Origin of the sequence: Streptomyces sp. NPDC088810 (assembly GCF_044750305.1) — a bacterium.
GTDB lineage: Bacteria > Actinomycetota > Actinomycetes > Streptomycetales > Streptomycetaceae > Streptomyces.
This window is the reverse complement of record NZ_JBIVJQ010000008.1, coordinates 379,306-405,570: the sequence shown is the minus strand read 5'-3', so window position 1 is coordinate 405,570 and position 26,265 is coordinate 379,306. Positions and strand designations below refer to the sequence as shown.

19 protein-coding genes are annotated in these 26,265 nt (G+C 72.4%); 9 read left to right on the top strand and 10 right to left on the bottom strand.

What is annotated here, in order from left to right:
• Positions 1–417: 417 nt before the first annotated feature.
• Both ACIP4Y_RS26140 and ptsP read left to right on the top strand, forming a co-directional pair.
• Positions 418–867, top strand: coding sequence for a PTS glucose transporter subunit IIA (locus ACIP4Y_RS26140; protein WP_358647639.1), 450 nt, complete (start codon positions 418–420; stop codon positions 865–867).
• 77 nt (positions 868–944) lie between these two features.
• Positions 945–2,615 (top strand): phosphoenolpyruvate--protein phosphotransferase, encoded by a 1,671-nt coding sequence (gene ptsP / locus ACIP4Y_RS26135; protein ID WP_401397868.1) that lies wholly within the window; start codon positions 945–947, stop codon positions 2,613–2,615.
• An 86-nt stretch (positions 2,616–2,701) separates the two neighbouring features.
• Here the strand turns inward: ptsP and ACIP4Y_RS26130 are convergent, their stop codons facing one another.
• Together ACIP4Y_RS26130 and ACIP4Y_RS26125 are read right to left on the bottom strand one after the other, a co-directional pair.
• Positions 2,702–3,595: a hypothetical protein gene (locus ACIP4Y_RS26130; protein WP_401397866.1), complete on the bottom strand. Its 894-nt coding sequence runs from the start codon at positions 3,593–3,595 to the stop codon at positions 2,702–2,704.
• A 166-nt stretch (positions 3,596–3,761) separates the two neighbouring features.
• Positions 3,762–5,726, bottom strand: coding sequence for an acetoacetate--CoA ligase (locus ACIP4Y_RS26125; RefSeq protein ID WP_401397864.1), 1,965 nt, complete (start codon positions 5,724–5,726; stop codon positions 3,762–3,764).
• Positions 5,727–5,941: 215 nt separating this feature from the next.
• Between ACIP4Y_RS26125 and ACIP4Y_RS26120 the strand changes: the two genes are divergently transcribed.
• Positions 5,942–8,302 carry a glycoside hydrolase family 31 protein gene (locus ACIP4Y_RS26120; RefSeq protein ID WP_401397862.1) on the top strand — a complete coding sequence of 787 codons (2,361 nt, stop codon included), beginning with the start codon at positions 5,942–5,944 and terminating at the stop codon, positions 8,300–8,302.
• Positions 8,303–8,312: 10 nt separating this feature from the next.
• On the opposite strand, the gene ACIP4Y_RS26115 is transcribed toward ACIP4Y_RS26120, so the two are convergent.
• Positions 8,313–8,849 (bottom strand): NUDIX domain-containing protein, encoded by a 537-nt coding sequence (locus ACIP4Y_RS26115; RefSeq protein ID WP_401397860.1) that lies wholly within the window; start codon positions 8,847–8,849, stop codon positions 8,313–8,315.
• Between the two features lie 228 nt (positions 8,850–9,077).
• On the opposite strand from ACIP4Y_RS26115, the gene ACIP4Y_RS26110 reads away from it, so the two are divergent.
• The 5 genes from ACIP4Y_RS26110 (at position 9,078) to glpK (ending at position 15,197) form a co-directional block, all read left to right on the top strand.
• Entirely contained in the window at positions 9,078–9,530 is a 453-nt protein-coding gene (locus ACIP4Y_RS26110; RefSeq protein ID WP_401397858.1) for a Zn-ribbon domain-containing OB-fold protein, read from the top strand.
• Positions 9,527–10,717 carry a lipid-transfer protein gene (locus tag ACIP4Y_RS26105; RefSeq protein ID WP_401397856.1) on the top strand — a complete coding sequence of 397 codons (1,191 nt, stop codon included), beginning with the start codon at positions 9,527–9,529 and terminating at the stop codon, positions 10,715–10,717. The genes ACIP4Y_RS26110 and ACIP4Y_RS26105 overlap by 4 nt, the downstream gene beginning before the upstream one ends.
• Positions 10,718–10,849: 132 nt before the next feature.
• Positions 10,850–12,502: an EAL domain-containing protein gene (locus tag ACIP4Y_RS26100; protein WP_401397854.1), complete on the top strand. Its 1,653-nt coding sequence runs from the start codon at positions 10,850–10,852 to the stop codon at positions 12,500–12,502.
• 348 nt (positions 12,503–12,850) lie between these two features.
• Positions 12,851–13,600, top strand: a complete 750-nt coding sequence (locus tag ACIP4Y_RS26095) for an MIP/aquaporin family protein (RefSeq protein WP_401397852.1) — start codon at positions 12,851–12,853, stop codon at positions 13,598–13,600.
• A 67-nt stretch (positions 13,601–13,667) separates the two neighbouring features.
• Positions 13,668–15,197 carry a glycerol kinase GlpK gene (glpK, locus tag ACIP4Y_RS26090; protein WP_401397850.1) on the top strand — a complete coding sequence of 510 codons (1,530 nt, stop codon included), beginning with the start codon at positions 13,668–13,670 and terminating at the stop codon, positions 15,195–15,197.
• A gap of 84 nt (positions 15,198–15,281) precedes the next feature.
• Here the strand turns inward: glpK and ACIP4Y_RS26085 are convergent, their stop codons facing one another.
• The 5 genes from ACIP4Y_RS26085 to ACIP4Y_RS26065 are packed head-to-tail and all read right to left on the bottom strand — an operon-like array spanning position 15,282 to position 23,219.
• Positions 15,282–15,887 (bottom strand): GTP-binding protein, encoded by a 606-nt coding sequence (locus ACIP4Y_RS26085; RefSeq protein WP_401397848.1) that lies wholly within the window; start codon positions 15,885–15,887, stop codon positions 15,282–15,284.
• On the bottom strand, positions 15,868–19,542 hold the full coding sequence (locus tag ACIP4Y_RS26080) for a hydantoinase B/oxoprolinase family protein (RefSeq protein WP_401397846.1): 3,675 nt from the start codon (positions 19,540–19,542) through the stop codon (positions 15,868–15,870). Before ACIP4Y_RS26080 ends, ACIP4Y_RS26085 begins: the two co-directional genes overlap by 20 nt.
• A gap of 24 nt (positions 19,543–19,566) precedes the next feature.
• The gene (locus ACIP4Y_RS26075; RefSeq protein WP_401397844.1) at positions 19,567–19,962 is read right to left on the bottom strand and encodes a DUF742 domain-containing protein; all 396 of its coding nucleotides are present in this window, start codon (positions 19,960–19,962) and stop codon (positions 19,567–19,569) included.
• Between the two features lie 9 nt (positions 19,963–19,971).
• On the bottom strand, positions 19,972–20,406 hold the full coding sequence (locus ACIP4Y_RS26070) for a roadblock/LC7 domain-containing protein (RefSeq protein ID WP_358647666.1): 435 nt from the start codon (positions 20,404–20,406) through the stop codon (positions 19,972–19,974).
• On the bottom strand, positions 20,403–23,219 hold the full coding sequence (locus ACIP4Y_RS26065) for a nitrate- and nitrite sensing domain-containing protein (RefSeq protein ID WP_401397842.1): 2,817 nt from the start codon (positions 23,217–23,219) through the stop codon (positions 20,403–20,405). Before ACIP4Y_RS26065 ends, ACIP4Y_RS26070 begins: the two co-directional genes overlap by 4 nt.
• A gap of 375 nt (positions 23,220–23,594) precedes the next feature.
• Here ACIP4Y_RS26065 and ACIP4Y_RS26060 point away from each other — a divergent pair, with 375 nt between their 5' ends.
• Positions 23,595–24,173: a hypothetical protein gene (locus ACIP4Y_RS26060; RefSeq protein WP_401397840.1), complete on the top strand. Its 579-nt coding sequence runs from the start codon at positions 23,595–23,597 to the stop codon at positions 24,171–24,173.
• A gap of 209 nt (positions 24,174–24,382) precedes the next feature.
• On the opposite strand, the gene ACIP4Y_RS26055 is transcribed toward ACIP4Y_RS26060, so the two are convergent.
• Positions 24,383–25,588 (bottom strand): NAD(P)/FAD-dependent oxidoreductase, encoded by a 1,206-nt coding sequence (locus ACIP4Y_RS26055; protein ID WP_401397838.1) that lies wholly within the window; start codon positions 25,586–25,588, stop codon positions 24,383–24,385.
• Positions 25,589–25,694: 106 nt separating this feature from the next.
• The gene (locus ACIP4Y_RS26050; RefSeq protein WP_401397836.1) at positions 25,695–26,018 is read right to left on the bottom strand and encodes a bifunctional 3-phenylpropionate/cinnamic acid dioxygenase ferredoxin subunit; all 324 of its coding nucleotides are present in this window, start codon (positions 26,016–26,018) and stop codon (positions 25,695–25,697) included.
• Positions 26,019–26,265 lie beyond the last annotated feature (247 nt).

Below are 26,265 nucleotides of genomic sequence, written 5' to 3'. Positions count from 1 at the left end.
GGCGTTGATTTTTGGCACGCTGTTGAGTTCTCAAGGAACGGTCGCTTCCTTCGTACTCACCCTCTCGGGCTTTCCTCCGGGCGCTTCCCTTCGGTGTTCCAAACTCTATCAGGGTTTTTCCGTCTCTCTGACCACCCCCCTGCGAGCATGCAGAAGGAGATCCAGAGATAGGATCTGACAAGTTTGGGTGCTGCCGGAGCGTAGGGCACTGTCGCACACCTCGTCGCCCCCAGCAGGAGTACGACTGTACACGGAGCCTTGAAGGCGATGCAAATCCGTCGGGGTGGTGGTCTAGACCACTAGCTGGTAACTTCTATACGGAACCGCCACTTCACATGACATACGCTGCTGCTCAGTGCGCCGTCCGGGACTGCCAGTGACGGCCCGTGATCAGCTCCACTCCTTGGGAGGCTTCCCATGACCACCGTGACGTCCCCTCTTGCCGGGCGTGCCATCGGACTGGCCGCAGTGCCGGATCCGGTCTTCTCCGGGGCCATGGTCGGCCCGGGCACCGCGATCGACCCCGTGCGTGAAGCCTCCGAGGCCGTGGCGCCCGTGGACGGCGTCATCGTCTCCCTGCACCCGCACGCGTTCGTCGTGGTCGACGAGAGTGGCCACGGTGTGCTCACCCACCTCGGTATCGACACGGTTCAGCTCAACGGCGAGGGTTTCGAGCTGCTCGTCAACAAGGGCGACACCGTGACCCGCGGCCAAGCCGTCGTGCGCTGGAACCCTGCCGCCGTGGAAGCCGCCGGCAAGTCCCCGGTGTGCCCGGTCGTCGCGCTCGAAGCCACTGCCGAGTCCCTTGCCGACCTCCGTGACAGCGGAGACGTGAAGGCCGGCGACAGCCTCTTCTCCTGGAACTGACAGCAGGGCCGTCGTAAGACGGCGAACAGGACAACCATCGCGGCGGCGGGACCCGCCGCACTATCGGAGACGGTGAGATGGAGACAACGCTGCGAGGCGTCGGCGTGAGCCATGGCGTGGCGATCGGCGAGGTTCGGCACATGGGTACGGCGGTGCTGGAGCCGCCGGCGAAGCAGATCCCCGCCGAGGACGCGGAGCGGGAGCAGGGGCGTGCCCGCCAGGCTGTGGACGCCGTTGCCGCCGACCTGATGGCGCGCGGCAACCTGGCGGGGGGCGAGGCCCAGGCCGTGCTGGAAGCGCAGGCCATGATGGCCCAGGACCCGGAGCTGATGGCGGACGTGGACCGGCGGATCGCCGTCGGCAGCACCGCCGAGCGTGCCGTGTACGACGCCTTCGCGGCGTACCGGGAGCTGCTGGCCGGTGCCGGGGAGTACCTCGCCGGGCGCGTGGCCGACCTCGATGACGTGCGGAATCGTATCGTCGCCCGGCTGCTGGGCGTTCCGATGCCGGGTGTGCCGGACAGCGACCAGCCCTACGTGCTCGTGGCCCGGGACCTGGCTCCGGCCGACACGGCGCTGCTGGACCCGTCTCTGGTCCTCGGTTTCGTGACCGAGGAGGGCGGTCCGACCAGTCACAGCGCCATCCTGGCGCGGGCGCTGGGCGTGCCCGCCGTGGTGGCCCTGCCGGGCGCCGGTGAGCTGGCCGAGGGCACGGTGATCGCTGTCGACGGCAGCACCGGCGATGTGTTCGTGAACCCCACCGAGGAGAAGAAGGCGGAGCTGGAGGCCGCGGCTGCCGAGCGCAAGGCCGCGCTGGCCGCTTCGACGGGCCCCGGTGCGACCGCGGACGGGCACAAGGTGCCGCTGCTGGCCAACGTGGGCGGGCCGGCGGACGTGCCGGCGGCCGTGGAGGCCGGGGCCGAGGGTGTCGGTCTGTTCCGTACCGAGTTCCTGTTCCTGGACGACAGCAAGAACGCTCCTTCCCAGGAGAAGCAGGTGGAGGCCTACCGGCAGGTGCTGGAGGCGTTCCCCGAGGGTCGTGTGGTCGTGCGGGTGCTGGACGCGGGCGCGGACAAGCCGCTGGACTTCCTGACGCCGGCTGACGAGCCGAACCCCGCGCTGGGCGTGCGGGGGCTGCGGACGCTGCTCGACCACCCCGAGGTTCTGCGCACCCAGCTGACGGCGCTGGCGAAGGCCGCCGAGGGGCTGCCCGTCTACCTCGAGGTCATGGCGCCGATGGTGGCGGACCGCAGGGACGCCAAGGCCTTCGCGGACGCCTGCCGGGAGGCGGGGCTGCAGGCCAAGTTCGGTGCGATGGTCGAGATCCCGTCGGCCGCGCTGCGGGCGCGTTCGATCCTGCAGGAGGTCGAGTTCCTGTCGCTGGGGACCAACGACCTCGCGCAGTACACGTTCGCGGCCGACCGGCAGGTGGGTGCGGTGTCGCGCCTGCAGGACCCGTGGCAGCCGGCGCTGCTCGACTTGGTCGCGCTGTCCGCCGAGGCGGCCAAGGCCGAGGGCAAGAGCTGCGGGGTGTGCGGCGAGGCCGCGTCCGATCCGCTGCTGGCCTGTGTGCTGACCGGTCTGGGTGTCACCTCCCTGTCCATGGGTTCGGCGTCGATTCCGTATGTGCGCGCCACCCTGGCGAAGTACACGCTGGCGCAGTGCGAGCGGGCCGCGGCCGCGGCGCGTGCGGCGGACAGCGCCGAGGAGGCGCGCAGCGCGGCGCAGGCGGTGCTGTCCGGCGAGTAGGCCGTAGCGGCGCCTTGGTGTGCCGGGTTCAGGGGCGTCCTGCCTTCGGGTGGGACGCCCCTGGCGTCTGGTGCCCCGTCCCGCCTTCAGTGGCGGTGGTCCCGTGCCGTGCTCTCCTCTCCGAGGGCGGGGGGCTCGCGGTAGTCGACGCCGGACTCGGGTGGGATGAGGTCGCCGGATTCGACGTCGGTGCAGTAGGCGTCGAACACTTCGGACGCCGTCAGCGGTTCGAGGGCGCCGCCGCGCAGTCGCCAGCCGTAGACGCGGTCGGCCGTGCCGGTGGCGCTGGTGCGCATGACGAGTCCGCCGGGGCTGCGGGTCGCGAGACCGAGGGCGAGGACGCTGGTGAATTCCATGGCCTCGGCCTCGTCCAGGCGGGTCGCGCCCTGGGGGTCCTGGTCGCCGTGCAGGACGGAGACGAGGGTGTCCGGTGGTCCGGAGACGGTGCAGACGAGGTGGCGGTCGCCGGGTGGTGCGGTGTCGAGGATGCGGACCAGGAGCTCGGAGGCGCGGGTGAAGGCCGCCCTGCCGATGTCCTCGCCGCAGGTCGGGCAGGGGCCGAGGCGGGTCAGGAGCGTGGTGGCGTACTCCCAGGTGGCCTGGCGGACGGCTTCGTCGACGAGGGCGGGCAGGAGAACGGCGAGCGGGCGGCCGTCGTAGGGGATGGTGGGGCCGGTGGCCGCGAGTTCCGCGGTGAACCGGCTGCGGCTGGCCGGGGCATCGGGGTCGAGGCCGGCGTCCGCGCAGTAGGCGGCGTAGTCCTCGGGGTCGAACAGGGCGAGTGTGGTGTGGGTGCCCTGGGCGGCGCGGGCCTTGAGCACGGCCTCCAGTTGCCGGAGGTAGGTCGCGTGGTCGTCGAAGGTGAAGCTGCGGTAGCGCCGCATGGCGCGGAAGTCGTGGTCGTCAGTGAGTACGCCGACGGTGCCGGCGATCTCGCGGCGCAGGACGCGCCGCATGGTCTGGTGGTCGGTGTGCGCCATGATTCCCCCAATGCGCAGTCGATCAGTGCTCACTCACCGTAACCGGCGGCACTGACAATGGCGGTGCCGCCGGTGGTCGTGGACTGGCTGGCTGGGGTGTTTGCGCAGGTCACTGTCGGTGCGACACCTAGGGGAGGCGGATGCGGAGGGTAGTGATCCGCTTGGTTCAGGTGCGCTTGCGGGCGAGTTCCTCGTAGAAGCCGAGCAGGGCGAGGTTGTCGATGGAGCCGGGGTTGACCGCCTTTTCCAGCGGGGTGCCCTGCAGCAGGCGCTTGACCGGGACCTCGATGCGTTTGCCGGTGAGGGTGTGCGGGATGCCGGGCACCTCGATGATCTCGTCGGGGATGTGGCGCGGTGAGAGCTGTTCGCGGATGGCCTGCTTGACGCGGTTCAGGAGCGCCTCGTCCAGAACGGCGCCCGGCGCCAGGTGCACGAAGAGCGGCATCCAGTAGCCGCCGTCGGGCTGTTCGATGCCGATGACGAGGGATTCCTTGATCTCGGGCAGGCGCTCGACGACCTCGTAGATGTCCGCGGAGCCCATGCGGACGCCCTGCCGGTTGAGGGTGGAGTCGGAGCGTCCGTGGATGACCACGGTGCCGCGTGCGGTGACGGTGATCCAGTCGCCGTGGCGCCAGACGCCGGGATAGGTGTCGAAGTAGCTGTCGTGGTAGCGGCGGCCGTCGGGGTCGTTCCAGAAGTGGATCGGCATGGACGGCATGGGGTTGGTGACGACCAGCTCGCCGACCTCGTCGACGAGGGGTTTGCCGCTCGGGTCCCAGGACTGCAGGTCGGTGCCGAGTCCGGGTGCCTGGAGCTCGCCGGTGTACACCGGCAGGGTGGGTACGGCGCCGGCGAAGCAGGAGCAGACGTCCGTGCCGCCGCTGACGGAGGCGATCCAGAGGTCGTCCCGGACCGCGTCGTGCAGCCAGCGGAAGCCGTCGGGCGGCAGCGGGGAGCCGGTGGTGGCGACGCACTTCACCGTGGACAGGTCGTGGTCGCGGGCGGGGTGGACGCCGGCCTTGCGGCAGGCCATGACGTAGGCGGCGGAGGTGCCGTAGAGGGTGGCTCCGGTGCGTTCGGCGACCCGCCACTGGGCGCCGGTGTCCGGGTAGCCGGGGCTGCCGTCGTACAGGACGATCGTGGTGCCCGTGAGCAGGCCGGAGACGAGGAAGTTCCACATCATCCAGCCGGTCGAGGTGTACCAGAAGAAACGGTCCTCGGGGCCGAGGTCGCAGTGCAGGCCGAGCTGCTTGAGGTGTTCGACCAGGATGCCGCCCTGCGACTGGACGATGGCCTTGGGCAGGCCGGTCGTGCCGGAGGAGTACAGCACCCACAGCGGGTGGCCGAACGGGACCTGTTCGAAGACCGGCTCGGCGTCCCCTGCCGTCAGCGCCGACCACTCCAGGGCGCCCTCGGGGGCCTCGCTGCCCAGCAGCGGGATGTGCACGACGGCGCGCAGGGTGGGCAGCTCGCGGCGAAGCTCGGCGACGGTCTCGCGGCGGTCGTGCTCCTTGCCGCCGTAGCGGTAGCCGTCGACGGTGAACAGGACGACGGGTTCGACCTGCTGGAAGCGGTCGAGGACGCTGCGGGCGCCGAAGTCGGGGGCGCACGAGGTCCAGACGGCTCCCACGGCGGCCGTGGCGAGGAGGGCGACGACGGCCTGGGGGATGTTCGGGAGGTAGCCGCTGACGCGGTCACCGGGGCGTACGCCGAGGGCGCGGAGCTCGGCGGCGAGGGAGCCCACCTGGCGGCGCAGTTCGGACCAGGTCACCGGGCGCGGTTCGTGCGTCTCGTCCACGTGGAGGAGGGCGGGTTCGTCCGCGCGGTCGGCCGCGGCGCGCAGGGCGTGTTCGGCGTAGTTGAGGGTGGCTCCGGGGAACCACTGGGCGCCGGGCATGGCGCGGTCGCCGAGCACGCGCGTGTAGGGCGTCGAGAACCGTACGTCGAACCACTCGGTGACGGCTTTCCAGAAGGTCTCCAGCTGGTCGACGGACCACCGGTGCAGGGCCGGGTATCCGCCCTCGGCCGGGGCGCCGTGGTGTTCGGCGGCCCATGCCTGGAACCGGGTGATGCGGGCCTGGGCGATCCGCTGGGGATCGGGCTGCCAGAGCGGCTGGGGGTTCGCGGTCATTGGGGCGGCTCCCGGGCTGTGCGCGTCGTGTGCGTCGGTCCGCGCACGGGCTGGGGTGTGCGCGTGACGCGGCTGACAGGGACGATGCCATGTGATCGACTTCTACACCAGGGTGCGCCCCACATAGTCCATGTCATGAAGATGTGGCGCGGGCACGGGTGAACGGCAGTTGAACGACACCCGCGCGTGGGGCGCTCAATGGCAGGGTGAGCAGCATGGACGGTCGTGACCTGGTGCGTTCGGTGAGTGTGGTCGGTTCGGGGCGGGCGGCTCGGGGGTTGCGTACCGTGCGGGCGGCGTGGCGCAGGAGGCGTATCGACGCCGCGGGGCTGCCGCGGCGGGGACCCGAGCGGGCCCGGGTGCCGGGACAGGTGCAGGGCGTGGAGCCGGGTCCCGGGGGCGGTCTGATCCGGTTCGGCCGCTCCGAGCTGCGGATCGTCGTGGCGGCGAACGGGGCGGTCTTCTGGGGGTGGGACGGGGCGGGTCCGCAGCCGTCGTACGCGCTCGCGGGGAGCGGTCCGGAGCCGGATCCGCGGGCGGTGCTGGAGCCGGACAAGGACGGCGGCTGGCGGGTGGTGGCGGAGCGCGTGACGGTCGTCGTGTCGCGGCACGGCGCGGTCGAGGTGTGCACGCCGGGCGGGGTGACCCTGCGACGGGAGCTTCCGCCGCGCTGGTGGGAGCCGGTCGGCGGAGGCGTGGCGCGGTGGATGCAGCGGTCGGAGGTGGCGGCGGATGCCCGGTTCTTCGGTCTGGGCGGGCGTGTGTCCGGGCCCCGGCTGCGGGACGGCGGGTACCGGCTGTGGAACACCGATCCCGGTCGTGCGTTCGGGCCCGGCGAGGATCCGCTGTATCTGACGATGCCGGTGCAGCTGGTGGTGGCGGATGCCGGCACGCATCTGATGTTCCACGACACCACCTGGGACGGCACGGTCGTGCTGCGGGAGGGCGAGGAGGGAGCCGGGTCCGGGCATGACCGGGCGGGGAGCTGCGAGGTGCGGATGGACGGCGGTCCGCTGCGCTGCTGGGTGATGGTGGGGACTCCCGCGCGCGTGCTGCTCACGTGGGCCGCGCTGACCGGGGCGCCCGCGCTGCCGCCCGCGTGGGCGCTGGGCCATCACCACGCGCGGTGGGGCTTCGGCAGCGAGCAGGAGGTGCGCCGGATCGTCGCGGGCTACCAGGAGCACGGGCTGCCGCTGGACGCCGTGCACCTCGACATCGACCACTACGACGACCACCGGGTGTTCACGGTCGACCAGGAGCGTTTCCCCAAGCTGCCGGTTCTGGCGGAGGAGCTGCGCCGGGACGGGATCCGGCTGGTGTCGATCGTCGACCCGGCGGTGCGGGCGGAGCCGGGCAGCGCGGTGTACGAGAGCGGTGCGGCCGTGGACGCGTTCGTGCGGGACGGGCAGGGCCGCCCGGTGGAGGGTGTCGGGTGGGCCGGCGATTCGGTGTTCCCGGATTTCACGCACGCGCGCGTGCGTGAGTGGTGGGGCGGGCTGTACGAGGAGCGGCTGGGGCAGGGATTCGCGGGGTTCTGGCACGACATGAACGAGCCGACGTCGTTCAGCGCCTTCGGTGAGCCCACGCTGCCGCGTTCGTCGCGGCACGCCCTGGAGGGGCGCGGCGGCGACCACCGGGAAGCGCACAACGTGTACGCCCTGTGCATGGCCCGGGCCGCCTATGAGGGGCTGCGTGGGCTGGCGCCGCAGGAGCGGCCCTTCCTGTTCTCCCGCTCGGGCTGGGCGGGGCTGCAGCGGTACGGGGGCACGTGGTCGGGGGACGTGGCGACGGGCTGGCCGGGGCTGCGGGCGTCGCTGTCGCTGGTGCTGGGGCTCGGACTGTGCGGAGTGCCGTACTCGGGTCCGGATGTGGGCGGTTTCGACGGCAGTCCGTCGCCGGAGCTGTATCTGCGGTGGTTCCAGCTGGGCGCGTATCTGCCGCTGTTCCGCACCCACGCGGGTCTGCGGGCGGGGCGCAGGGAGCCCTGGGAGTTCGGTGCCGAGGTGCTGGAGCACGCGCGCGGGGCGCTGCTTGAGCGCCGGCGGCTGCTGCCGTACTTCCTGACGTTGGCGCATCTGGCCCGGCGGACCGGCGCACCCTACGTCCGGCCGCTGTGGTGGGGCGCGCCGGAGGACCGGGCGCTGCGCGACTGCGAGGACTCGTTTCTGCTGGGCGACGGGCTCCTGGTGGCCCCGGTGCTGGATCCGGGTGCCGAGCGGCGCGCGGTGCGACTGCCGCGGGGCCGCTGGTACGACACGGTGACGGAGGAGGCCTACGACGGGCCGGCCCAGGTCCTCCTGGACGCTCCCCTGTCCCGGATACCGGTGCTCGCGCGCGCGGGAGCGGTGATCCCGGTGCGTGGTGCCGACGGCGGGCTGGAGCTGGAGGTGTGGGCGCCCGCGCGCGGGCGCACGGGGGGCGGCCTGGTGGTGGCGGACGCGGGCGACGGCTGGGACGAGCCGGAGATCGAACGCTACGTCGCCCGTCGGCAGGGCGGCCGGGTGGTGGTCACCCGGGACCGGGAGGACGGCGTGGCCGAGCCGCCCTACCCGGTGCGCGTGCGGGGGCTGGGCTGAACCGCCCGGCTCACACGTAGCGGCCCTCGAACCACGCCTTGACGGCCACGGTGTGCAGCGGGAAGGCGAGCTCCTCGGGCCTGCGCAGCAGCTGCCAGCCCTCGGTCTCGTCCGTGGGAGCGGAGGGCGGCAGTCCGTCGGCCGGGCGTTCCGGCAGCAGTCCGAACAGCAGCAGGTGTCCGTCGGGTGAGCTCATGACGTCCACGAGCCGCACGTCGCGGGCAGCTGCGTCGATGCCGGTCTCTTCCTTGAGTTCGCGTACGACGGCCTGCTTCCAGTCCTCGCGGTCGTCGATGTAACCGCCGGGCAGGGCCGTGCCTCCGCGCGCGGGGGCGACGGTCCGGGTGATGACGACCAGGGCCGTGCCCTTGGTGTCGTACACGGGCTGGAGCGCGACCGCGACCGGCAGCGGGTTGCGGTAGGCGACGGTGCCGCAGGACGGGCAGGTGCGCGGCCATCCGGAAACGCCCTCTCCATAGGGCGCTCCGCAGCTCGAACAGTGGGAATTCGGCGCGGAATTGGCAGTTGGTTGCTGAGTTTCGGACACGCGCGGACTGTATCCGATCACGGGAGGGATGTGTTCCGGCAGCGACCCGTCAGGAACGGACGGATCAGGAGGGGGCGGCCGGAATCACCCCCGTCGGTCCCGGCCGCCCCCTCCTGTACCACGACGCCGTGCGGGGCCGTTCGGTTCACCGAACACCCCTGCCCATTTCCGGTGGCCCGTGGCACACTCCTGACGAATCGTCAGATCGCTGCCTGTGAGGGAGGGCCCTTGCCGTACACACGCAAGCCGGCGATCGCCGGCTGGTTCACCGGTGAGGGTGACGGCTTCCGGCTCCTGGGCACCCGCTGCACGACGTGCGCCTCGGTCTTCTTCCCGCGCGAGGACGTCCACTGCCGCAACCCGCACTGCGCGGGCGGCTCCCTGGAGGAGATTGCCTTGTCGCGAAGGGGGCGGATCTGGTCGTACACCGACAGCCGATACCGTCCGCCGTCACCCTATGTGAGCAATCCGGAACTTCCGTGGGAGCCGTACGCGTTGATCGCGGTGGAGCTGGAGGCCGAGCGGATCGTGGTGCTGGGGCAGGCGGCTCCCGGGGTCACCGTCGCCGATCTGACGGTGGGCATGGAGGTGGAGGTCGTCCCCGGGGTGCTCCATGCGGACGAGGACACGGAGACGGCCTGGACGATGTGGCGCTGGCGGCCGACGAGGGTGGCGGCATGACGAAGGACGTGGCGGTGCTCGGCGCGGGCATGCACCCATGGGGCAAGTGGGGCCGTGGCTTCGTCGAGTACGGGACGGCGGCGGCCCGCGCGGCGCTCGCGGACGCCGGCCTCGGCTGGCGGGACGTCGGTTCCGTCGTGGGCGCGGACACGGTGCGCGGTGGGTATCCGGGACATGTCGCGGGAGCCACGTTCGCCAAGGCCCTGGGCTGGCAGGGTGCCAGGGTGACCAGTGTGTACGCGGCGTGCGCGTCCGGAGCCCAGGCCGTTGCCGCGGCGCGGGCGCAGATCCTCGCCGGTCTCGCGGACGTCGTGCTCGTGGTGGGTGCGGACGCCGCGCCCAAGGGATTCTTCCGGCCCGCGGGCGGGGACCGGCCCGACGATCCGGACTGGCAGCGTTTCCGCCTGCTGGGCGCGACGAATCCGGCGTACTTCGGGCTGTACGCGCGACGGCGGATGGCAGTCCACGGTGACACGCCGGAGGACTTCGCGCTGGTCAAGGTGAAGAACGCCGCACTGGGGGCGCTCAACCCGTACGCCCGGTACCGCAAGCGGGTCACCGCCGAGGAGGTGGCCGCCTCCGTGGTGGTCGCGGATCCGCTGCGGCTGCTGGACATCTGCGCCACCTCCGACGGCGGGGCCGCCCTGGTGCTGTCCAGCCTGGACTTCGCACACCGGCACGGTGTCGCCCGGCCGGTGCGGATCCGGGCGGTGTCGACGGTCACCCCCCGCTTCCCGAACACGGTGCTGGACCTGCCGGACATCGCCACGGACTCCGCGGTCGCGGTGGCACCCCCGGCGGAGACCTTCCGGGCGTCCATCGCCAGGGCCGCCTACGAGGAGGCGGGCATAGGCCCCGAGGACCTGTCCGTGGCCGAGGTGTACGACCTGTCCACCGCAATGGAACTGCAGTGGTACGAGGATCTGGGACTGTGCGGCGAGGGCGAGGGTGCGAAGCTGCTCCGGGAGGGCGCCACCGCCCCGGGCGGCCGGATACCCGTGAACACCAGCGGCGGGCTGGCCTCCTTCGGTGAGGCGGTGCCGGCCCAGGCCATCGCCCAGGTGTGCGAGCTGACCTGGCAGTTGAGAGGCGCGGCGGGCGACCGGCAGGTCCCGGGGGCACGGGTGGGCATCACCGCCAACCAGGGGCTGTTCGGGCACGGTTCCTCGGTGGTCGCCGTGCGGTGAGCCGAGCCGGGCCGGAGCCTCGTGCGCCGCAAGGGAGGCCTGGGATTCCACGCTCAGTGATCACCTGGGAATCCTCCGTGAACGTCTCATGAACTGCGCCTGGGTGTGCGCGGGCAGCGCCATCATGCTCCCGTGCACTCCTGGACGGATACTCTCCGCTTCGCCTTCCAGCCGGTGGTCAACCTGAGGACGGGCGCGGTCGCCGCACTGGAGACACTCGCCCGCCCGGAGACCGGCGACGTCCTGGCCCAGGCCCGCCGGGATCCCGAACTGGACGCCAGACTGGCCGTGCTGGCGCTCCGTGCGGCGGCCCGCAAGGAGACGCTGCTGCCGCTGCACCTGAACGTGTTCGCGGCCACGCTCGCCGACCTCGGCGGTCTCACACCGCTGCACGACGCCGTGCGCGCGGCGGGGCGCATGGCCTGGGAGGTGACGCTCGACATCGTCCCGCCCTACACGCACGTGCCCCAGCGCGCCCTGCTGGAGGCGGTGGCCTCGCTGCGCGAGCAGGGCTTCCGGATCAGCGCGGACGGCATCGGCGACGGCGACGTACCACTCAGGCTGCTCACCGACCTCTCCCCCGACCTGGTCAAGCTCGACGCCCCACTGCTGGCCCGGCCGGCCGCGGTACGGGCGATGCGGACGCTGTGCGAGGAGCTGGGCGCCCTGGTCGCTGTGGAGGGCGTGGAGACGGAACTCCAGTGTGCGGCGGCCATGGCGGCCGGCGCGCAGTTGGCCCAGGGTGAGCTGTTCGCGCCCCCGGCCCGGATCCCCGCAGCGGACGTATACGTTCCGCCACTGGCTCCCGGTGCCGTCTCCGTGCCCCGCTCCGGGCCGTCGGTGCGGGAGTTCGTGCGGCCCGCCGCCCTGCTGCCGCGGACCGCCTCGGCAGGGCAGGTGCGGGCGCTGCTGACCGGTTCGCCGGACGTCTCGGGGGTGCTGCTGGTGGACCCGTCCGGCCGGCCCGTCCGGTCCGTGCACCGCTCGCGCTTCCTGCTGTCGATGTCGGGCCGCTACGGACACGCCCTGTACGCCGACCGGCCGGCCTTCAAGCTGGGCGACGCGCCCCGCACGGTCGGCGTCGACGCGACGGCCTGGGAGGTGCTGGACGTGGTGGCGGTCGGGGGCCGGGACCGGACGTCCGACGACGTGGCGGTGGTCGACGCGCACGGCCGGTGCGTGGGGGTCGTGCGGCTGGCGGATCTGGTGCGGGCGCTGGCCGAGAGCCGGGTCGAAGAGGCCGCCGGGCTCAATCCGCTGACCCGGCTGCCCGGTTCGGACGCGATCGTGGGTGAGGTGGACCGGCGGATCGCCGAGGGGCGGGCGTTCACGCTCAGCTGGCTGGACATCGATCACTTCAAGCAGGTCAACGACGGTGCCGGGTTCGCTGCGGGAGACGAGCTGATCCGCGCGGTGGGCCGCGCGCTCCACCAGGCGGTCGCGGGGCACGCGCGCGTGGGGCACATCGGCGGTGACGACTTCCTGGTGCTGGCCGACGAGGAGGCGCTCGATCCGCTGGCGGCCGCCGTGCTGGACGTCCCCTGGGCGGCGGGAGGGCGGCCGGTCACCTGCTCCCTGGCGACCGTCGTCTGCGGCCCCGGCAGCGTGGGCGACCACCACCAGGCCGCCGCCCAGCTCGCTCCGCTGAAGAAGGCCGCCAAGGCGCTCGGCGGCGCGAGCTGGGTGCTCGGGCGCGCCGGGTCACCGGGCCACGAGGTCCTGCGCGGCGACCCGGGGCAGGCCGCGGCGCAGGCCGGATACGCGGCCGCCGAGCCACGGTGGTGAACGGCTGCTCCCTGTCCGTCCGTTGTGCCGGATCTCTGGGACTCAGGCCGAGGGAAGGATCGGTGTCACCGTCGTCGCCGGCAACCTTGACGCCCCCGGGACGCCGGTGAACACTTCCCGGTGTCAGCCGACATCGCCGTACATTCTCGGCGTTATCAGGCACTGCGGTACGGGTCTGTCCTGCTCCACGGCCCGGCCGCCCAGGGCGATCCGGCTGCGACGGCACGCTCGTCACGGACGCCGGGCGGGGCGCGGGGCCCTCCCTGCCTTCGGCTGAAGTCGCCAAGGGAACCGTCCTGCACGACAGGGCCGGGGCGATCGCCCCGTACCGGCGCCAAGGGAGCCGCCATGAGCAACGGAGACATCTTCGTCGGCGAGGTCATCGGTACCGCGATCCTGATCCTGTTCGGCGCGGGTGTCTGCGCCGCCGTCACCCTCAGACACTCCAAGGCGCGGGCCTCGGGCTGGATCGTGATCGCGTTCGGCTGGGGCTTCGGCGTGCTCGCGGGCGCGTACACCGCCGCTCCCCTCTCCGGCGGTCAGCTCAATCCGGCGGTCACCATCGGCATCGCCGTGGACACCGGCAAGTGGGGCAAGGTCTGGGTGTATCTGCTCGGACAGATCGCCGGCGCGATGCTCGGTGCCGTGCTGGCGTATCTGGTGTACCTCGCCCAGTTCCAGGCCAACGTCCGCACGGAAGGCACCACCGACGGCACCGCCGGCGAACCCGTGCCGACGCTCGGCGTCTTCTCCACCATCCCGGAGATCCGCAACCCGGTCGCCAACCTCGTCACCGAGATCATCGCGACCGTCGCGCTCGTCCTGCCGGTCCTCGCCTTCGGTCTCACCAAAGGGCTCGGCGAATCCGGCATCACCGTGCTGATCGTCTCCTTGCTCGTCGTCGGCATCGGCCTCTCCCTCGGCGGCCCCACCGGCTACGCCATCAACCCGGCCCGCGACCTCGGCCCGCGCCTCGTGCACACCTTCCTGCCGATCCCCAACAAGGGCAGCTCCGACTGGGGTTACGCCTGGATACCGGTCGCCGGCCCGCTCATCGGCGGAGCACTGGCCGGCCTGGTCTACAACGCCGCCTTCTGATTGCCCGGCTCCCGATCCCCGCACGGCCTTTCGACCAGCGATCCGACCCAGCGACCCAGGGGCAGCCATGACGGACACCGCCGACACGTATGTCGCCGCCATCGACCAGGGCACGACGTCCAGCCGCTGCATCGTCTTCGACCACAGCGGCGCGATCGTCGCCGTCGACCAGCGCGAGCACCGGCAGATCTTTCCCAAGCCCGGCTGGGTGGAGCACGACGCCACCGAGATCTGGTCCAAGGTGCAGGCCGTGGTGGCCGGGGCGCTCGCCAAGGCCGGGCTGCGCGCCGGCCAGCTGAGCGCCCTCGGCATCACCAACCAGCGGGAGACCACGGTCCTGTGGGACCGCGCCACCGGCAAGCCCGTGCACAACGCGATCGTCTGGCAGGACACCCGTACGGCGGCACTGTGCGGCGAACTGGGCGGCACGGACGGCCAGGACCGCTTCCGCGAGCGGACCGGGCTGCCGCTGGCCAGCTACTTCTCCGGGCCCAAGGCGGCCTGGCTGCTGGACCACGTGCCCGGTCTGCGGCACCGGGCCGAACGCGGTGAGATCGCGTTCGGAACCATCGACTCCTGGCTGATCTGGAACCTCACGGGCGGCACCGACGGCGGCCGCCACGTCACCGACGTCACCAACGCCGGCCGTACCATGCTGATGAACCTGGACACCCTGCAGTGGGATCCCTCCATCCTGTCCGCGATGAACGTGCCCGAGGCCGTGCTCCCCGAGATCCGGTCCTCCGCCGAGGTCTACGGCACCGCGGTCGGGCAGCTGTCCGGAGTGCCCGTGGCCTCCGCGCTGGGCGACCAGCAGGCCGCCCTGTTCGGGCAGGCCTGCTACGACGTCGGCACCGCGAAGAACACCTACGGCACCGGCAGCTTCCTGCTGCTGAACACCGGCAACCGGCCGGTGCCGTCCAAGAGCGGGCTGCTGACGACGATGGGCTACAAGATCGGCGGGGAGGCGCCGGTGTACTGCCTGGAGGGGTCCATAGCGATAACGGGCGCGCTGGTCCAGTGGTTCCGCGATCAGCTAGGGATCATCCGGAGCGCCGACGAGATCGAGACGCTGGCGGCGAGCGCCGACGACAACGGCGGCGCCTACATCGTGCCGGCGTTCTCCGGTCTGTTCGCGCCGTACTGGCGCTCCGACGCGCGCGGGGTCGTCACCGGCCTCACCCGGTACGTCACGAAGGCGCATCTCGCGCGCGCGGTGCTGGAGGCGACGAGCTGGCAGACCCGCGAGGTCGTGGACGCGATGCACCAGGACTCCGGGGTGCGGATCACCACCTTGAAGGTGGACGGCGGCATGACGAGGAACAACCTGCTCATGCAGCACCAGGCGGACGTCCTCGGCGTGCCGGTGATCCGGCCGCGGGTGTCGGAGACGACCTGTCTGGGCGCCGCGTACGCGGCCGGGCTGGCCACGGGGGTGTGGAACGACCTGGACGAGCTGAAGTCGCACTGGCAGAAGGACGCCGAGTGGACGCCCGCCATGGAGGCGTCGGTCCGCGACCGCGAGTACCGCAACTGGCGCAGGGCCGTGGAGAAGAGCTTCGGCTGGCTGGCGGAGGACGGGGGCTCGGAGGCGTAGAAGTCGCCGCACGCGCGCGTGGGTGCTCCGCACAGGACCACGGCCCGTACCCCGGTCGGCGGGGGTACGGGCCGTGCCTGACGGTCAGCCGAGCACGGCCTGGCGGCGGTCTGCCGCGTACTCCATCGCGTGCTGGACGACTCCGATGAGCACCTCCTTGACCGACTCCCGGTCACGGGCGTCGCACAGCAGGACGGGCACGTCGTCGTCCAGGTCGAGGGCCTGACGGACGGACTCGGCGGGGTAACGGGCGGCTCCGTCGAAGCAGTTGACGCCGACGAGGAAGGGGATGGAACGCCGCTCGAAGTAATCGACGGCGGCGAAGCAGTCCTCCAGGCGGCGGGTGTCGGCGAGGACGACGGCGCCGAGCGCCCCCTCGGACAGCTCGTCCCACATGAACCAGAACCGTTCCTGCCCGGGCGTGCCGAAGAGGTACAGCACCAGGTCCTCGCGCAGGGTGATGCGGCCGAAGTCCATGGCCACCGTGGTGGTGTGCTTGCCCTCCACACCGCTGATGTCGTCGACGGGACGCCCGGCCTCGGTGAGCAGTTCCTCGGTCCGCAGCGGCCTGATCTCGCTGACCGCGCCGACGAGGGTCGTCTTGCCCACGCCGAAGCCGCCGGCCACCAGGATCTTGAGCGTGACGGGCTCGACCGGAGGCTTGCCGCGCTCAGAACGCCCGAAGATCATCGGTCTCTTCTCCTGCTTGATGGGGTTCGGGCGACGGTCGGCCGTAGCCGCCGCCACCGGGGGTTTCGATGACGAGTACGTCGCCGGGGCCGACGTCGGCCGAGCCGCTCGCGCCGAGGTCGGTGACCGTGCCGTCGGCTCGCTCCACCCGGTTGGCGCCGAGCGCTCCGGGGGCGCCGCCGGCCATGCCGTACGGGGGCACGCGGCGGTGCTGGGAGAGCGTGGAGACGGTCATCCGTTCGAGGAACCGGATGCGGCGGACGGCTCCGTCACCGCCGCGCCACCGCCCCGCGCCGCCGCTGCCCCGCCGGACGGCGAACTCCTCCAGCCGGACCGGAAGCCGCCACTCCAGGACTTCCGGGTCGGTGAGACGGGAGTTGGTCATGTGGGTCTGGACGACGTCGGCACCGGGGAAACCGTCGCCGGCGCCGGATCCGGAGGCGACGGTTTCGTAGTACTGGTGCCGGTCGTTGCCGAAGGTGACGTTGTTCATGGTGCCCGAGCCCTCGGCCTGGACACCGAGCGCCGCGTAGAGCGCCCCGGTGATGGCCTGCGAGGTCTCCACGTTGCCCGCGACGACGGCGGCGGGCGGCTCGGGAGCGAGCATCGAGCCGGCCGGCACGATGATGTCCAGGGGGCGCAGGCACCCGTCGTTGAGCGGGATGTCGTCGGCGACCAGCGTGCGGAAGACGTACAGGACGGCCGCGTCGACCACCGCCAGGGGCGCGTTGAAATTGGTGGCGAGTTGCGCGGAGGTGCCGGTGAAGTCGATGGTCGCCCGGCGCTCGGTGCGGTCGACGCGGACCCGGACCCGGATGACGGCACCGGAGTCGGTCTCGTAGGCGTACTCACCGTCGTCCAGGGCGTCGATGACGCGGCGCACGGCCTCCTCGGCGTTGTCCTGGACGTGCCGCATGTAGGCCTGGACGACGTCGAGGCCGAACTCCTCGATCATGCGGCGGACCTCGTCGACGCCCTTCTGGTTGGCGGCGATCTGGGCGCGCAGGTCGGCGAGGTTGGTGCGCGGATTGCGGGACGGGTACGGCGCCTCGGTGAGCAGCCGGCGGGTCTCCTCCTCGCGGAAGCGGCCGTTCTCGGTGAGGAGCCAGTTGTCGAAGAGGACGCCCTCCTCTTCGATGGTGCGGCTGTGGGCGGGCATGGAGCCGGGGGCGATGCCGCCGATCTCGGCGTGGTGACCCCGTGAGGCGACGTGGAAGAGGATCCGCGGCTCACGCTGCGTGTCCGGGGCGCGGTCGGTGTCGAAGACGGGGGTGATCACGGTGACGTCCGGCAGGTGCGTGCCGCCGTGGTACGGGTCGTTGACGGCGTAGGTGTCGCCCGGCCGCATGGCGGAGCCGCGACGGCGGATGACCTCTTTCACGCTGGTGCTCATGGAGCCCAGGTGGACGGGGATGTGGGGGGCGTTGGCCACCAGGTTTCCGTCCGGGTCGAACAGGGCGCAGGAGAAGTCCAGCCGCTCCTTGATGTTGACGGACTGGGCCGTGGACTCCAGGCGTGCGCCCATCTGTTCGGCGATGGACATGAAGAGGTTGTTGAAGACCTCAAGGAGAACCGGATCGGTTTCCGTGTCGAGATCGGAACTCTGCGTAATCGCCGTGCGTTCCATGAGCAGATGCCCGTCATCGGTCGCGGCGGCCCGCCAGCCGTCGTCGACGACGGTCGTCGCGCCGGACTCGGTGATGATCGCGGGGCCGGTGACGGTCTCGCCGGGAGGAAGGGCCTCCCGGCGGCGGAGGGGTACGTCGCGCCAGGCGCCGCCGGTGTGGAGACGGACGGTGCCGGGCGCATCGGAACGGCCCTCGTACGGGGCGAGGGCGGACAGATCGGGGGGTGCGGTGATGCCGGTGGCTTCGACGGAGAGGGCTTCCACGACGACGGGCCGGTCGAGTGCGAAGGAGTACGTGGCGCGATGACGTTCTTCGAAGGCGTCCCTCATGGCGTCGGGCTCGCCCAGTTCGACGGTGAGGGTGGTGTCGGTGCCGTCGTAGCGGAGCTGTGCGCGGCGGGTGACCTGGACGCGGTCCTCCGGGACGTCCTCGGCGACGAGTTCGGCGCGGGCCGCGGTCTCCAGGTCGTCGGCCGTCTTGCGGATGCCGGGCATGGCGGCGGCTTCCAGGGGCGCCTCCACGGACTGTTCGCGCATCGCCGTGGTGTCGGCGAGACCGATGCCGAGCGCGGAGAGCACGCCGGCCATGGGGGGTACGAGGACGGTGCGGATCCCGAGCGAGTCGGCGACCCCGCACGCGTGCTGGCCGCCCGCGCCGCCGAAGGTGGTCAGCGCGTAGCGGGTGACGTCGTGGCCCTTCTGGACGGAGATCCGCTTCACGGCGTTGGCGATGTTGGCGATGGCGATCTGCAGGTAGCCCTCGGCCACCTGCTCGGGGGTGCGGTCGTCGCCGGTGCGTTCGTGGATCTCGCGCGCGAGGGCGGTGAACCGGTCACGGACGACGGCGGCGTCCAATGGCTGGTCGCCGTCGGGCCCGAACACCGCGGGGAAGTGGGCGGGTTGGATACGGCCGAGCATCACGTTGGCGTCGGTGACGGTGAGCGGGCCACCGGCGCGGTAGCAGGCGGGGCCGGGGTCGGCGCCTGCCGAGTCGGGGCCGACGCGGTAGCGGGAGCCGTCGAAGTGCAGGACGGAGCCGCCGCCGGCGGCGACGGTGTGGATGTCCAGCATGGGGGCGCGCAGCCGGACGCCCGCGATCCGTGTGGTGAAGACCCGCTCGTACTCGCCGGCGAAGTGCGAGACGTCGGTGGAGGTGCCGCCCATGTCGAAGCCGATGACGCGGTCGTAGCCGGCGCGCTGGGACATGCGGGCCATGCCGACGATGCCGCCGGCCGGTCCGGAGAGGATGGCGTCCTTGCCGCGGAACTGTCCGGCCTCCGTCAGCCCGCCGTTGGACTGCATGAACATCAGCGGTACGCCGCGCAGTTCGTCGGCGATGTGCCGCACGTACCGGCGCAGCACGGGCGAGAGGTAGGCGTCCACGACGGCGGTGTCCCCGCGCGGAACGAGTCTCATCAGCGGGCTGACCTCGCTGGACAGCGAAATCTGCGGGAAGCCGATGCGGGCGGCGAGCTCGCCGACGGCGCGTTCGTGGCCGGGGTGGAGGTGGCTGTGCAGGCAGACGACGGCGATGGCGCGGATCCCGTCGTCGTAGGCCTCCTGGAGCGGGCCGGCCAGGGCGTCCAGGTCGGGGGCGCGCAGGACGGTGCCGTCGGCGGCGACGCGTTCGTCCACCTCCACGACCCGTTCGTGGAGCAGCTCGGGCAGCTCGATGCGGCGGGCGAAGATGCGCGGGCGGTTCTGGTAGGCGATGCGCAGGGCGTCGCGGAAACCGCGGGTGACGACGAGGAGGGTGCGCTCGCCCTTGCGTTCCAGCAGGGCGTTGGTGGCGACCGTGGTGCCCATCCGGACGGCCTCGACGGGCTCCTGGGAGGCGCCGAGGAGTTCGCGTACGCCCGCGACGGCGGCGTCCGCGACGGTGGTCTCCCCGCTCGGGCGAGGCCGGGAGCCGGAGGGACTGGGACGGTCGGACAGGACTTTGTGGGTGAGCAGCCGGCCGTCCGGGCGACGCGCGACGATGTCGGTGAAGGTGCCGCCTCGGTCGACCCAGAACTGCCAGCCAGTCACGTCACTACCCCGCTTCCGCGCCGGTCACAGCGCCCGGAGGCCGTTGATCACGTCGCGCAGAATACTCTCGTCGGGGAGCTCGGCCGGGGGGACCGGCCGGGTCACATGGACGAGTTCCGCGTGCACCAGGTCGCCGATGAGGACGCGGACCACGCCGATCGGCAGGTCGAGTTCCGCGGCGAGTTCGGCGACCGACTGCGGCGCGTCCCGGCAGAGTCCGACGATCTCCACGTGTTCGGGGGACAGTGTCGGGTCCGATTCCGGGTCGCCGTTACCGGGCTCCGTGACCACCACCGCGATCAGATCGAGGCGGTGCTGACCCGCACTGGTGGTGCGGCCGCGCGTCATGGCGTACGGACGGACGACCGGCCCGGCTTCGTCGTCGAACCAGTGGTTTCTTGTCTGACCGTCTGCGCTCATGTCATCCCACTACCCGCCTGCGGGCAGATCGGTGCGCGGGGCGGTGCCCAGATGCACGCCGACCCGCTTGACCAGGAGCGTCATCTCGTAGGCGACCTGTCCCACGTCGGAGTCGGCGTCCGAGAGGACGGCGAGGCAGCTGCCGTCCCCGGCGGCGGTGACGAAGAGGAAGGCGTCGTCCAGCTCGACCACCGTCTGCCGGACGCTGCCCGCCTCGAAATGGCGGCCCACGCCCTTGGCGAGGCTGTGGAAGCCGGACGCCACGGCGGCCAGATGCTCGCTGTCCTCCCTGGTCAGGTCCTTGGACACCCCCGTCGGCAGTCCGTCGCCGGACAGGATGACGGCCTTGCGGATGCTGGCCACCCGGTCGACCAGGTCGTCCAGGAGCCAGTTCAGCTCGCCCTTGTTGGTCGCCGTGTGGCCGGTCGCCTTCGGTGCGGTCATCGACCGTCCCCCTTAGTCGTTCCTTGTGCTGTGCCGTTACGGGCCCCGTCGCCCTCGGCGTTCTCCTCCCGGCCGCGCTGCCAGCCGCGCTGGAGCGAGGCCATCCGGCTGCGGACCTCCTCGGCATCGCGGTCGGCGGGCGCCGCCGCGCGCTCGGCGCGCCGGTCGGTGTCCTGCTTGAGCTGGGGGGCCAGGTTCGCCTGGCGTACCCGCCGGGGCAGCGGCCCGGCGCCCGGTTCGGGGGCCGTGTCACCTGCGGGTGCGGTGGTGCCGCCGCGGGGCGGGGCCGTGTCCGCCGGGCCGGCGGCACCGGGCGCGCCGGGCCGGGTGCGCCTGGGCAGTGCCGGGGCTTCGGGTGTCGCGTCGGCGCTGTCGGCCGGGGCCCCGGCGCGGTCCTCGGCCCGGTCGGTGAGTCCGGCGGGGCGCCGGGAGGCGCTCCCGCGACGGCGGGCGGGCAGCGGGGCCAGTCCGCCCGGGTCGGAGCGGCGCGGTCCTGCGGAGGGCGCGGGGTCCGGTTCGCCGCGGCGGGGCCGCTGGTCGCTGACGGGCTTGCCGTGCGAGCTGACCAGCTTGGGCGTCTGCCGCCGCGGCAGGGGCACGGGTCCGCGGTCGCCGGCCTCCTCGCGCGACAGCCGGTCGGCCGGCCCGGCGGCGTCCGGCTCGTCGTCCTCCGGCTGGGGCCGGCGGGGGCGGAACAGGCCGCCGCGCTCGCTGTCCGTGTCCGGGAGGGCGCCGGGGAAGCCGTCCAGCGCGTCGAGATCGACGGGCGCCTCCAGCTCGACCGGGCCGTCCAGCAGGGAGGTGGGCAGGCCGGGCAGCTGCAGCGGTGCCGGGGACCGCCCGCCGGTACGGCCCACGGCCTCGGTGCCCTTCGCCGAGCGGTCTCGGTCGAGCCGGAAGCCGATGCCGTTGGTGTCCGGGACGTCGTCGGTCAGCAGCGCGTCGGGGATGAACACCACCGCGGTGGTGCCGCCGTACGGCGACGGCTGGAGGGAGACGCGCACGTTCTGGCGCTGGGCGAGGCGGCTGACCACGAACAGGCCGAGCCGGTCGGTGTCGGAGAGTTCGAACTCGGGGGTCTCGGCGAGGCGCAGATTGGCGTCCAGGAGCGCTTCGGCCGTCATGCCGAGACCCCGGTCGTGGATCTCCAGGGTGAAGCCGTTGGCGACGCGCTCGCCGAGGACCTGGACGGCGGTGTGCGGCGGCGAGAAGACGGTGGCGTTCTCCAGGAGTTCGGCCACGAGATGGGTGAGGTCGGCGACGGCGGGCCCGGTGACGGCGACCCGCGGCAGACGCCGGACCTCGATGCGCTCGTAGTCCTCGACCTCGGCGACGGCGGCGCGGACCACGTCCATCAGCTGTACGGGCCGGCGCCACTGCCGGGAGGGCGCGGCACCGGAGAGGATCACCAGGCCCTCGGCGTGCCGGCGCATACGGGTGGTGAGGTGGTCCAGGCGGAACAGGTCGGCGAGTTCGTCGGTGTCCTCGGTGCGGCGCTCCATGCTGTCCAGCAGCGTCAGCTGCTTGTGCAGCAGCACCTGGCTGCGGCGGGCGAGGTTGACGAAGACCTCGGAGACACCGGCCCGCAGCTCGGCCTGCTTGACGGCGGCCTCGACCGCGGCGCGCTGAAGGGTGTTGAGGGCCTGCCCGACCTCGCCGATCTCGTTCTTGTCGTACTCCAGGCGCGGCACCTCGGTCTCGACGTCGACCTGTTCCCCCGCGGACAGCCGGCGCATCACGCTGGGCAGCCGGACGCCGGAGGCCTCGTGGGCCTCCAGCCGCAGCTGGCGCAGGTCGCGGATGAGAGTGCGGCCGACCCGGATGGAGAGCACGACGGACAGCAGCAGCGCCACCAGTCCGAGGACGCCCGCGACGGCCGCCTCCACGATGACCTCCACGGCGACGGGACGCATGCGGTCCTGGAAGCGGTCGCCCACCTGGTCGTCCAAGGCGCCGAGTTCCTTCAGGACGGACGCCGCGGCGGAGTCCCAGCTCTGCGCGGTGACACCGCGGGGGGTGCCGGACTCCCACGAGATGACGGAGCGTTCGGCCACCCGCAGCGGGGCCGTGGTGGCGTTCTTCCAGAAGCGGTCGTAGCGTTCGCGCTCCCCCGCGGGAAGCAGCGGCAGGCTGATGTCGTACAGCAGGGTGCGCTGGGCGACGAGGCCGGAGATCTCACGGGTCTCGTCACGGGTGAGCCGGCCGACGACGAGGGAGGAGCCGAGCAGGGCGTCCTCACGGGACAGCAGCTCGCGGGCACGGGTGATGTTGACCAGGGCGCGGGCCTGCTTGTCGACCTCGACTTCGTCGATGCCGTCGAGGGACGCGAGGAGCGCGTAGCAGGGGTCGACGAGGCGGTTGTACTGGTAGAACGCCTGGGCCCGGGTGACGGTGCCCTGCTCGACGCCGCGGCGCAGCGAGTCGAGACCGCCGAGGGCGTCCAGCACGGCGGTCAGGTGCTCGCTGTCGTCCCCGTCCATGCCTGACCGGGTGTCATCGTCCTTGGCGTTCGCACGGAAGGCGGTGATCGCCCGGTCGGTGGCGGTCCGGGTGCGGTGCAGTGCCGAGAGGGCCTCGGAGGCGCGCGGGTCGGCGAGGTAGACGAGGGTCTGCCGCCGCTCCTGCTGCAGGACGCGGACGGTATCCTCGGCCGGGTAGCCGATGTCCTGGACCACGTCGGTCACACGGAACAGCCGGGCGACCTCGCGCCCCGTGAGCACCGTGGCGAAACCCCAGACGGCGGTCAGGGACAGCAGCGGCACGAGAAGCAGCGCCACGATCTTCCGGCGGATCGACTTCCCGCGAAAGCGCATGGCCTCCCCCAGCTCGACCCCCGCCGGCCGGGGGTGCTCATGTCCGTCTACAAACGGCGCGAGCCTACTACCGCCCCACAGTTAACTCGAAGACATGTCCGGAGGGCGAACTTCCGCTCCGACGGCGAGACATGGCGAGTTGTCCGGGCATTGCGGGAGATTGCCACCGCGATACGCACACCGGCACCCGGCCCGGCGGTGGCGTCACAGACATCGGTTGGCTGGAAATTTACGCCAGTTGGGAATCTTTGCAGGCTGCCGTGCGTCCTTCTCTATGGGAAATGGGGGCGGAATGGGCCACAGGAGCCGTATCCCGCACCCCGGCGGCGTAAAACAGCGCAAGCCGGGCAGCCACTGGGGAGTCGGGGTCTTCGGATGCCGGGGGCGAGCGGTCTGCTGGCGGTGGGGAGTGACACGGTGATGGGCACGGCGGAGCGGCGCAAGGCGCCCGAGGAGAGCGTGGCGGAACGCTCGCAGGCGGGGCGGGGCCGGAAGGCGCCGGATCGCGGCATTCCGGTGCATGGGCACACGGGGGTGTCCGTCGGTGATGAACAGCGGCAGAGCTACCAGCCGTTGTGGGTGGAGGAGCCCGCGCGACGGCACCCGATGCCCGATCCGGTCCGTACGGCGGCGGTGCGGGCCGTCCTGGTCATAGCGGTGACGCTGATTCAGGCGATGGTCGCGTTCCTGTGCACGCTGGCCGGGTCCTGGCTGGCGTTCCCCATGGTGATCAGCGGCGTGGCGAGCACAGTGGCGGCCACCTGGGCCGTGGTCGACGTGTGGGTGACCCGCCAGGTGTGGCGCCAGCGGCACGGCGTGGTCTCCGAGCCGAGCAGCACGGCCCGGGCCCTCCGACGGGAGCGGCGGGCCCGCCGGCGCCAGGAGCGGCTGAGCCTGCGGGAACAGGAGCGGATACGCCGCAGGGGCGGGGCCGGTCAGCTGTCGCACTCCTGACCCCGGCGGGTCAGCTGTCGCACTTCCGGCCCCGCGGGCCGCTGTCGCACCACGAAATCGGCGGACCGCTCCCGGATCCCCGGGGCGGTTCGGAGCCAGATCACGAGGACCCGGACTGCCGGGAGCCGAGTCACCGGGACCAAGGTCGCCGCGACCGGCCCAGCCTGGACACGGCCGACGCGGCCCCGGCGTCACGCCGCACCGGCGCGTCACAGCGCCGCCGGCGCCACCCTCGCCCGTTGGTCCCGCTCTCCCTCCGCCCGCTGGAGTTCGCGCCGGGCCCGCATGAACGCGCGGGGCCGGTCCACTCCGAGCACGGCGACGGTACGGCCGTCGCGTTCGTAGCGGGCCAGGAAGCCGGACTCACCGGGCGCTCGCTCGTCGGTGATCTCGCCCTCGGTGACGTGGACGGTGTCGCCCTCGCGGTACCGGCCCGCGAACTGGATCCGGGAGTCGTACTGATCGGACCAGAAGTACGGCAGCGGGCGGGCGGTCGCGCGGGTGTGGCCGGCGAGCAGGTTGGTCACCGCGACGCGGGGCTGCTCGGTGGCGGAGGTCCAGTGCTCGGCCCGGGCGCCGCCGACCCGGGCCACGTCGCCGACCGCGACCACCTGGGGCAGGGGGGTCACGCAGCCGTCGTCGCACAGCACGCCGTCGTGCACGGCGACCGTCGAGCCGAGCAGCCAGGCGGTGTTGGGGACGGCGCCGATGCCGACGATCACTACGTCGGCTGGCAGGGTGCGGCCGTCGGCGAGATCCACCCCGGTGACCGTGGCGGTGCCCCGGAGCGCGGCCACGCCAATTCCGGTGACCAGCTCCACGCCGCCACGGCGGTGCAGGGCGGCGCACACGGAGGCCATCCGGGGGCCGAGTTGGGGCACGAGCGGCAGCGGTGCGGCCTCGACCACCGTGACCTCGTGGCCGAGCCGGGCACAGGAGGATGCGGTTTCGGCGCCGATGAAGCCGCCGCCGATGACGACGACCCGGCGGGGCCCCTGGGTGAGGTCGGCGCGCAGGACGCGGGCGTCGTCCAGGGTGCGCAGGGTGTGGACGCCGGCGAGGCGGTCGCCGGGCAGCCGGCGGGCGGCGGCGCCGGTGGCGATGACGACGCCGTCGGTGGAGACCGTACGGCCGTCGTCCAGGAGGACCGTGCGGCCACGGGCGTCGAGCCCGTGGGCGCGGACCCCGAGCAGCCACTCGGCGTGGAGTCCGGCGGTCTCGTCGGCGTCGGTGAGCGCCAGCCCGCTCTCCTCGGCGCGGCCGATGAGGAAGTCCTTGGAGAGAGGAGGGCGGTCATAGGGGTGATGGGGTTCCTCGCCAATGAGCACCAGCCGGCCGTCGAAGCCCTGGGCGCGCAGCTCGCGGGCGGCGTACAGCCCGGCGAGGGAGGCGCCGACGATGGTCACGGTCCTCATACGGCACTGCTCCTGGCGTCGGTCGCGGGGCGGTGGGGGCGAGCCGGTGCCGCTGCGGGCGGACGGCTGCGGCCTGCGGCGGCGGGGTGCGGCTGCCTGGCGGTGGTCATGCGGCCGTACCCTCCTCGGCGCCGAGGCGGACGTGCACGACACCGTCCTCCACGGTGACCCGGTGGGTGCGCACGGGGCGCCGGGCCGGCAGGCAGGTCGGTTCGCCGGTGCGCAGATCGAAGGAGGCCGCGTGCAGCGGGCACTCGACGAGGCAGCCCTCCAGCCAGCCCTGGGAGAGGGAGGCGTCCTGGTGGGTGCAGGTGTCGTCGATGGCGTACAGCTCGCCGTCCTCGGTGCGGAACACGGCGATCGGCGGCGTGGTCGCGACGCGGACGGATTCTCCCTCGGGGAGGTCTTCGAGGCGGCAGACGGGAATCACGGGCCCCCCTCTCGGTCCGGGACGCTCGGTCCGGGACCTGCTCGATGCGGGCGTCAGGGATGCCGCCGGGAGCCCGGATCCACGTCGGTCCGGCCCGGCGAAGCGGCAAGGGAGTGGTGGACCGTCATCGGTCCGGGTGGTCCGGCGCCCTTCCGGGATCCGGACGCTTCGGTAACATGTTGTTTCGCATGGCGCACGATCCAGCGCTATGCGCAACAGAATCCGGGCGGGACGACCGTCACGTCAA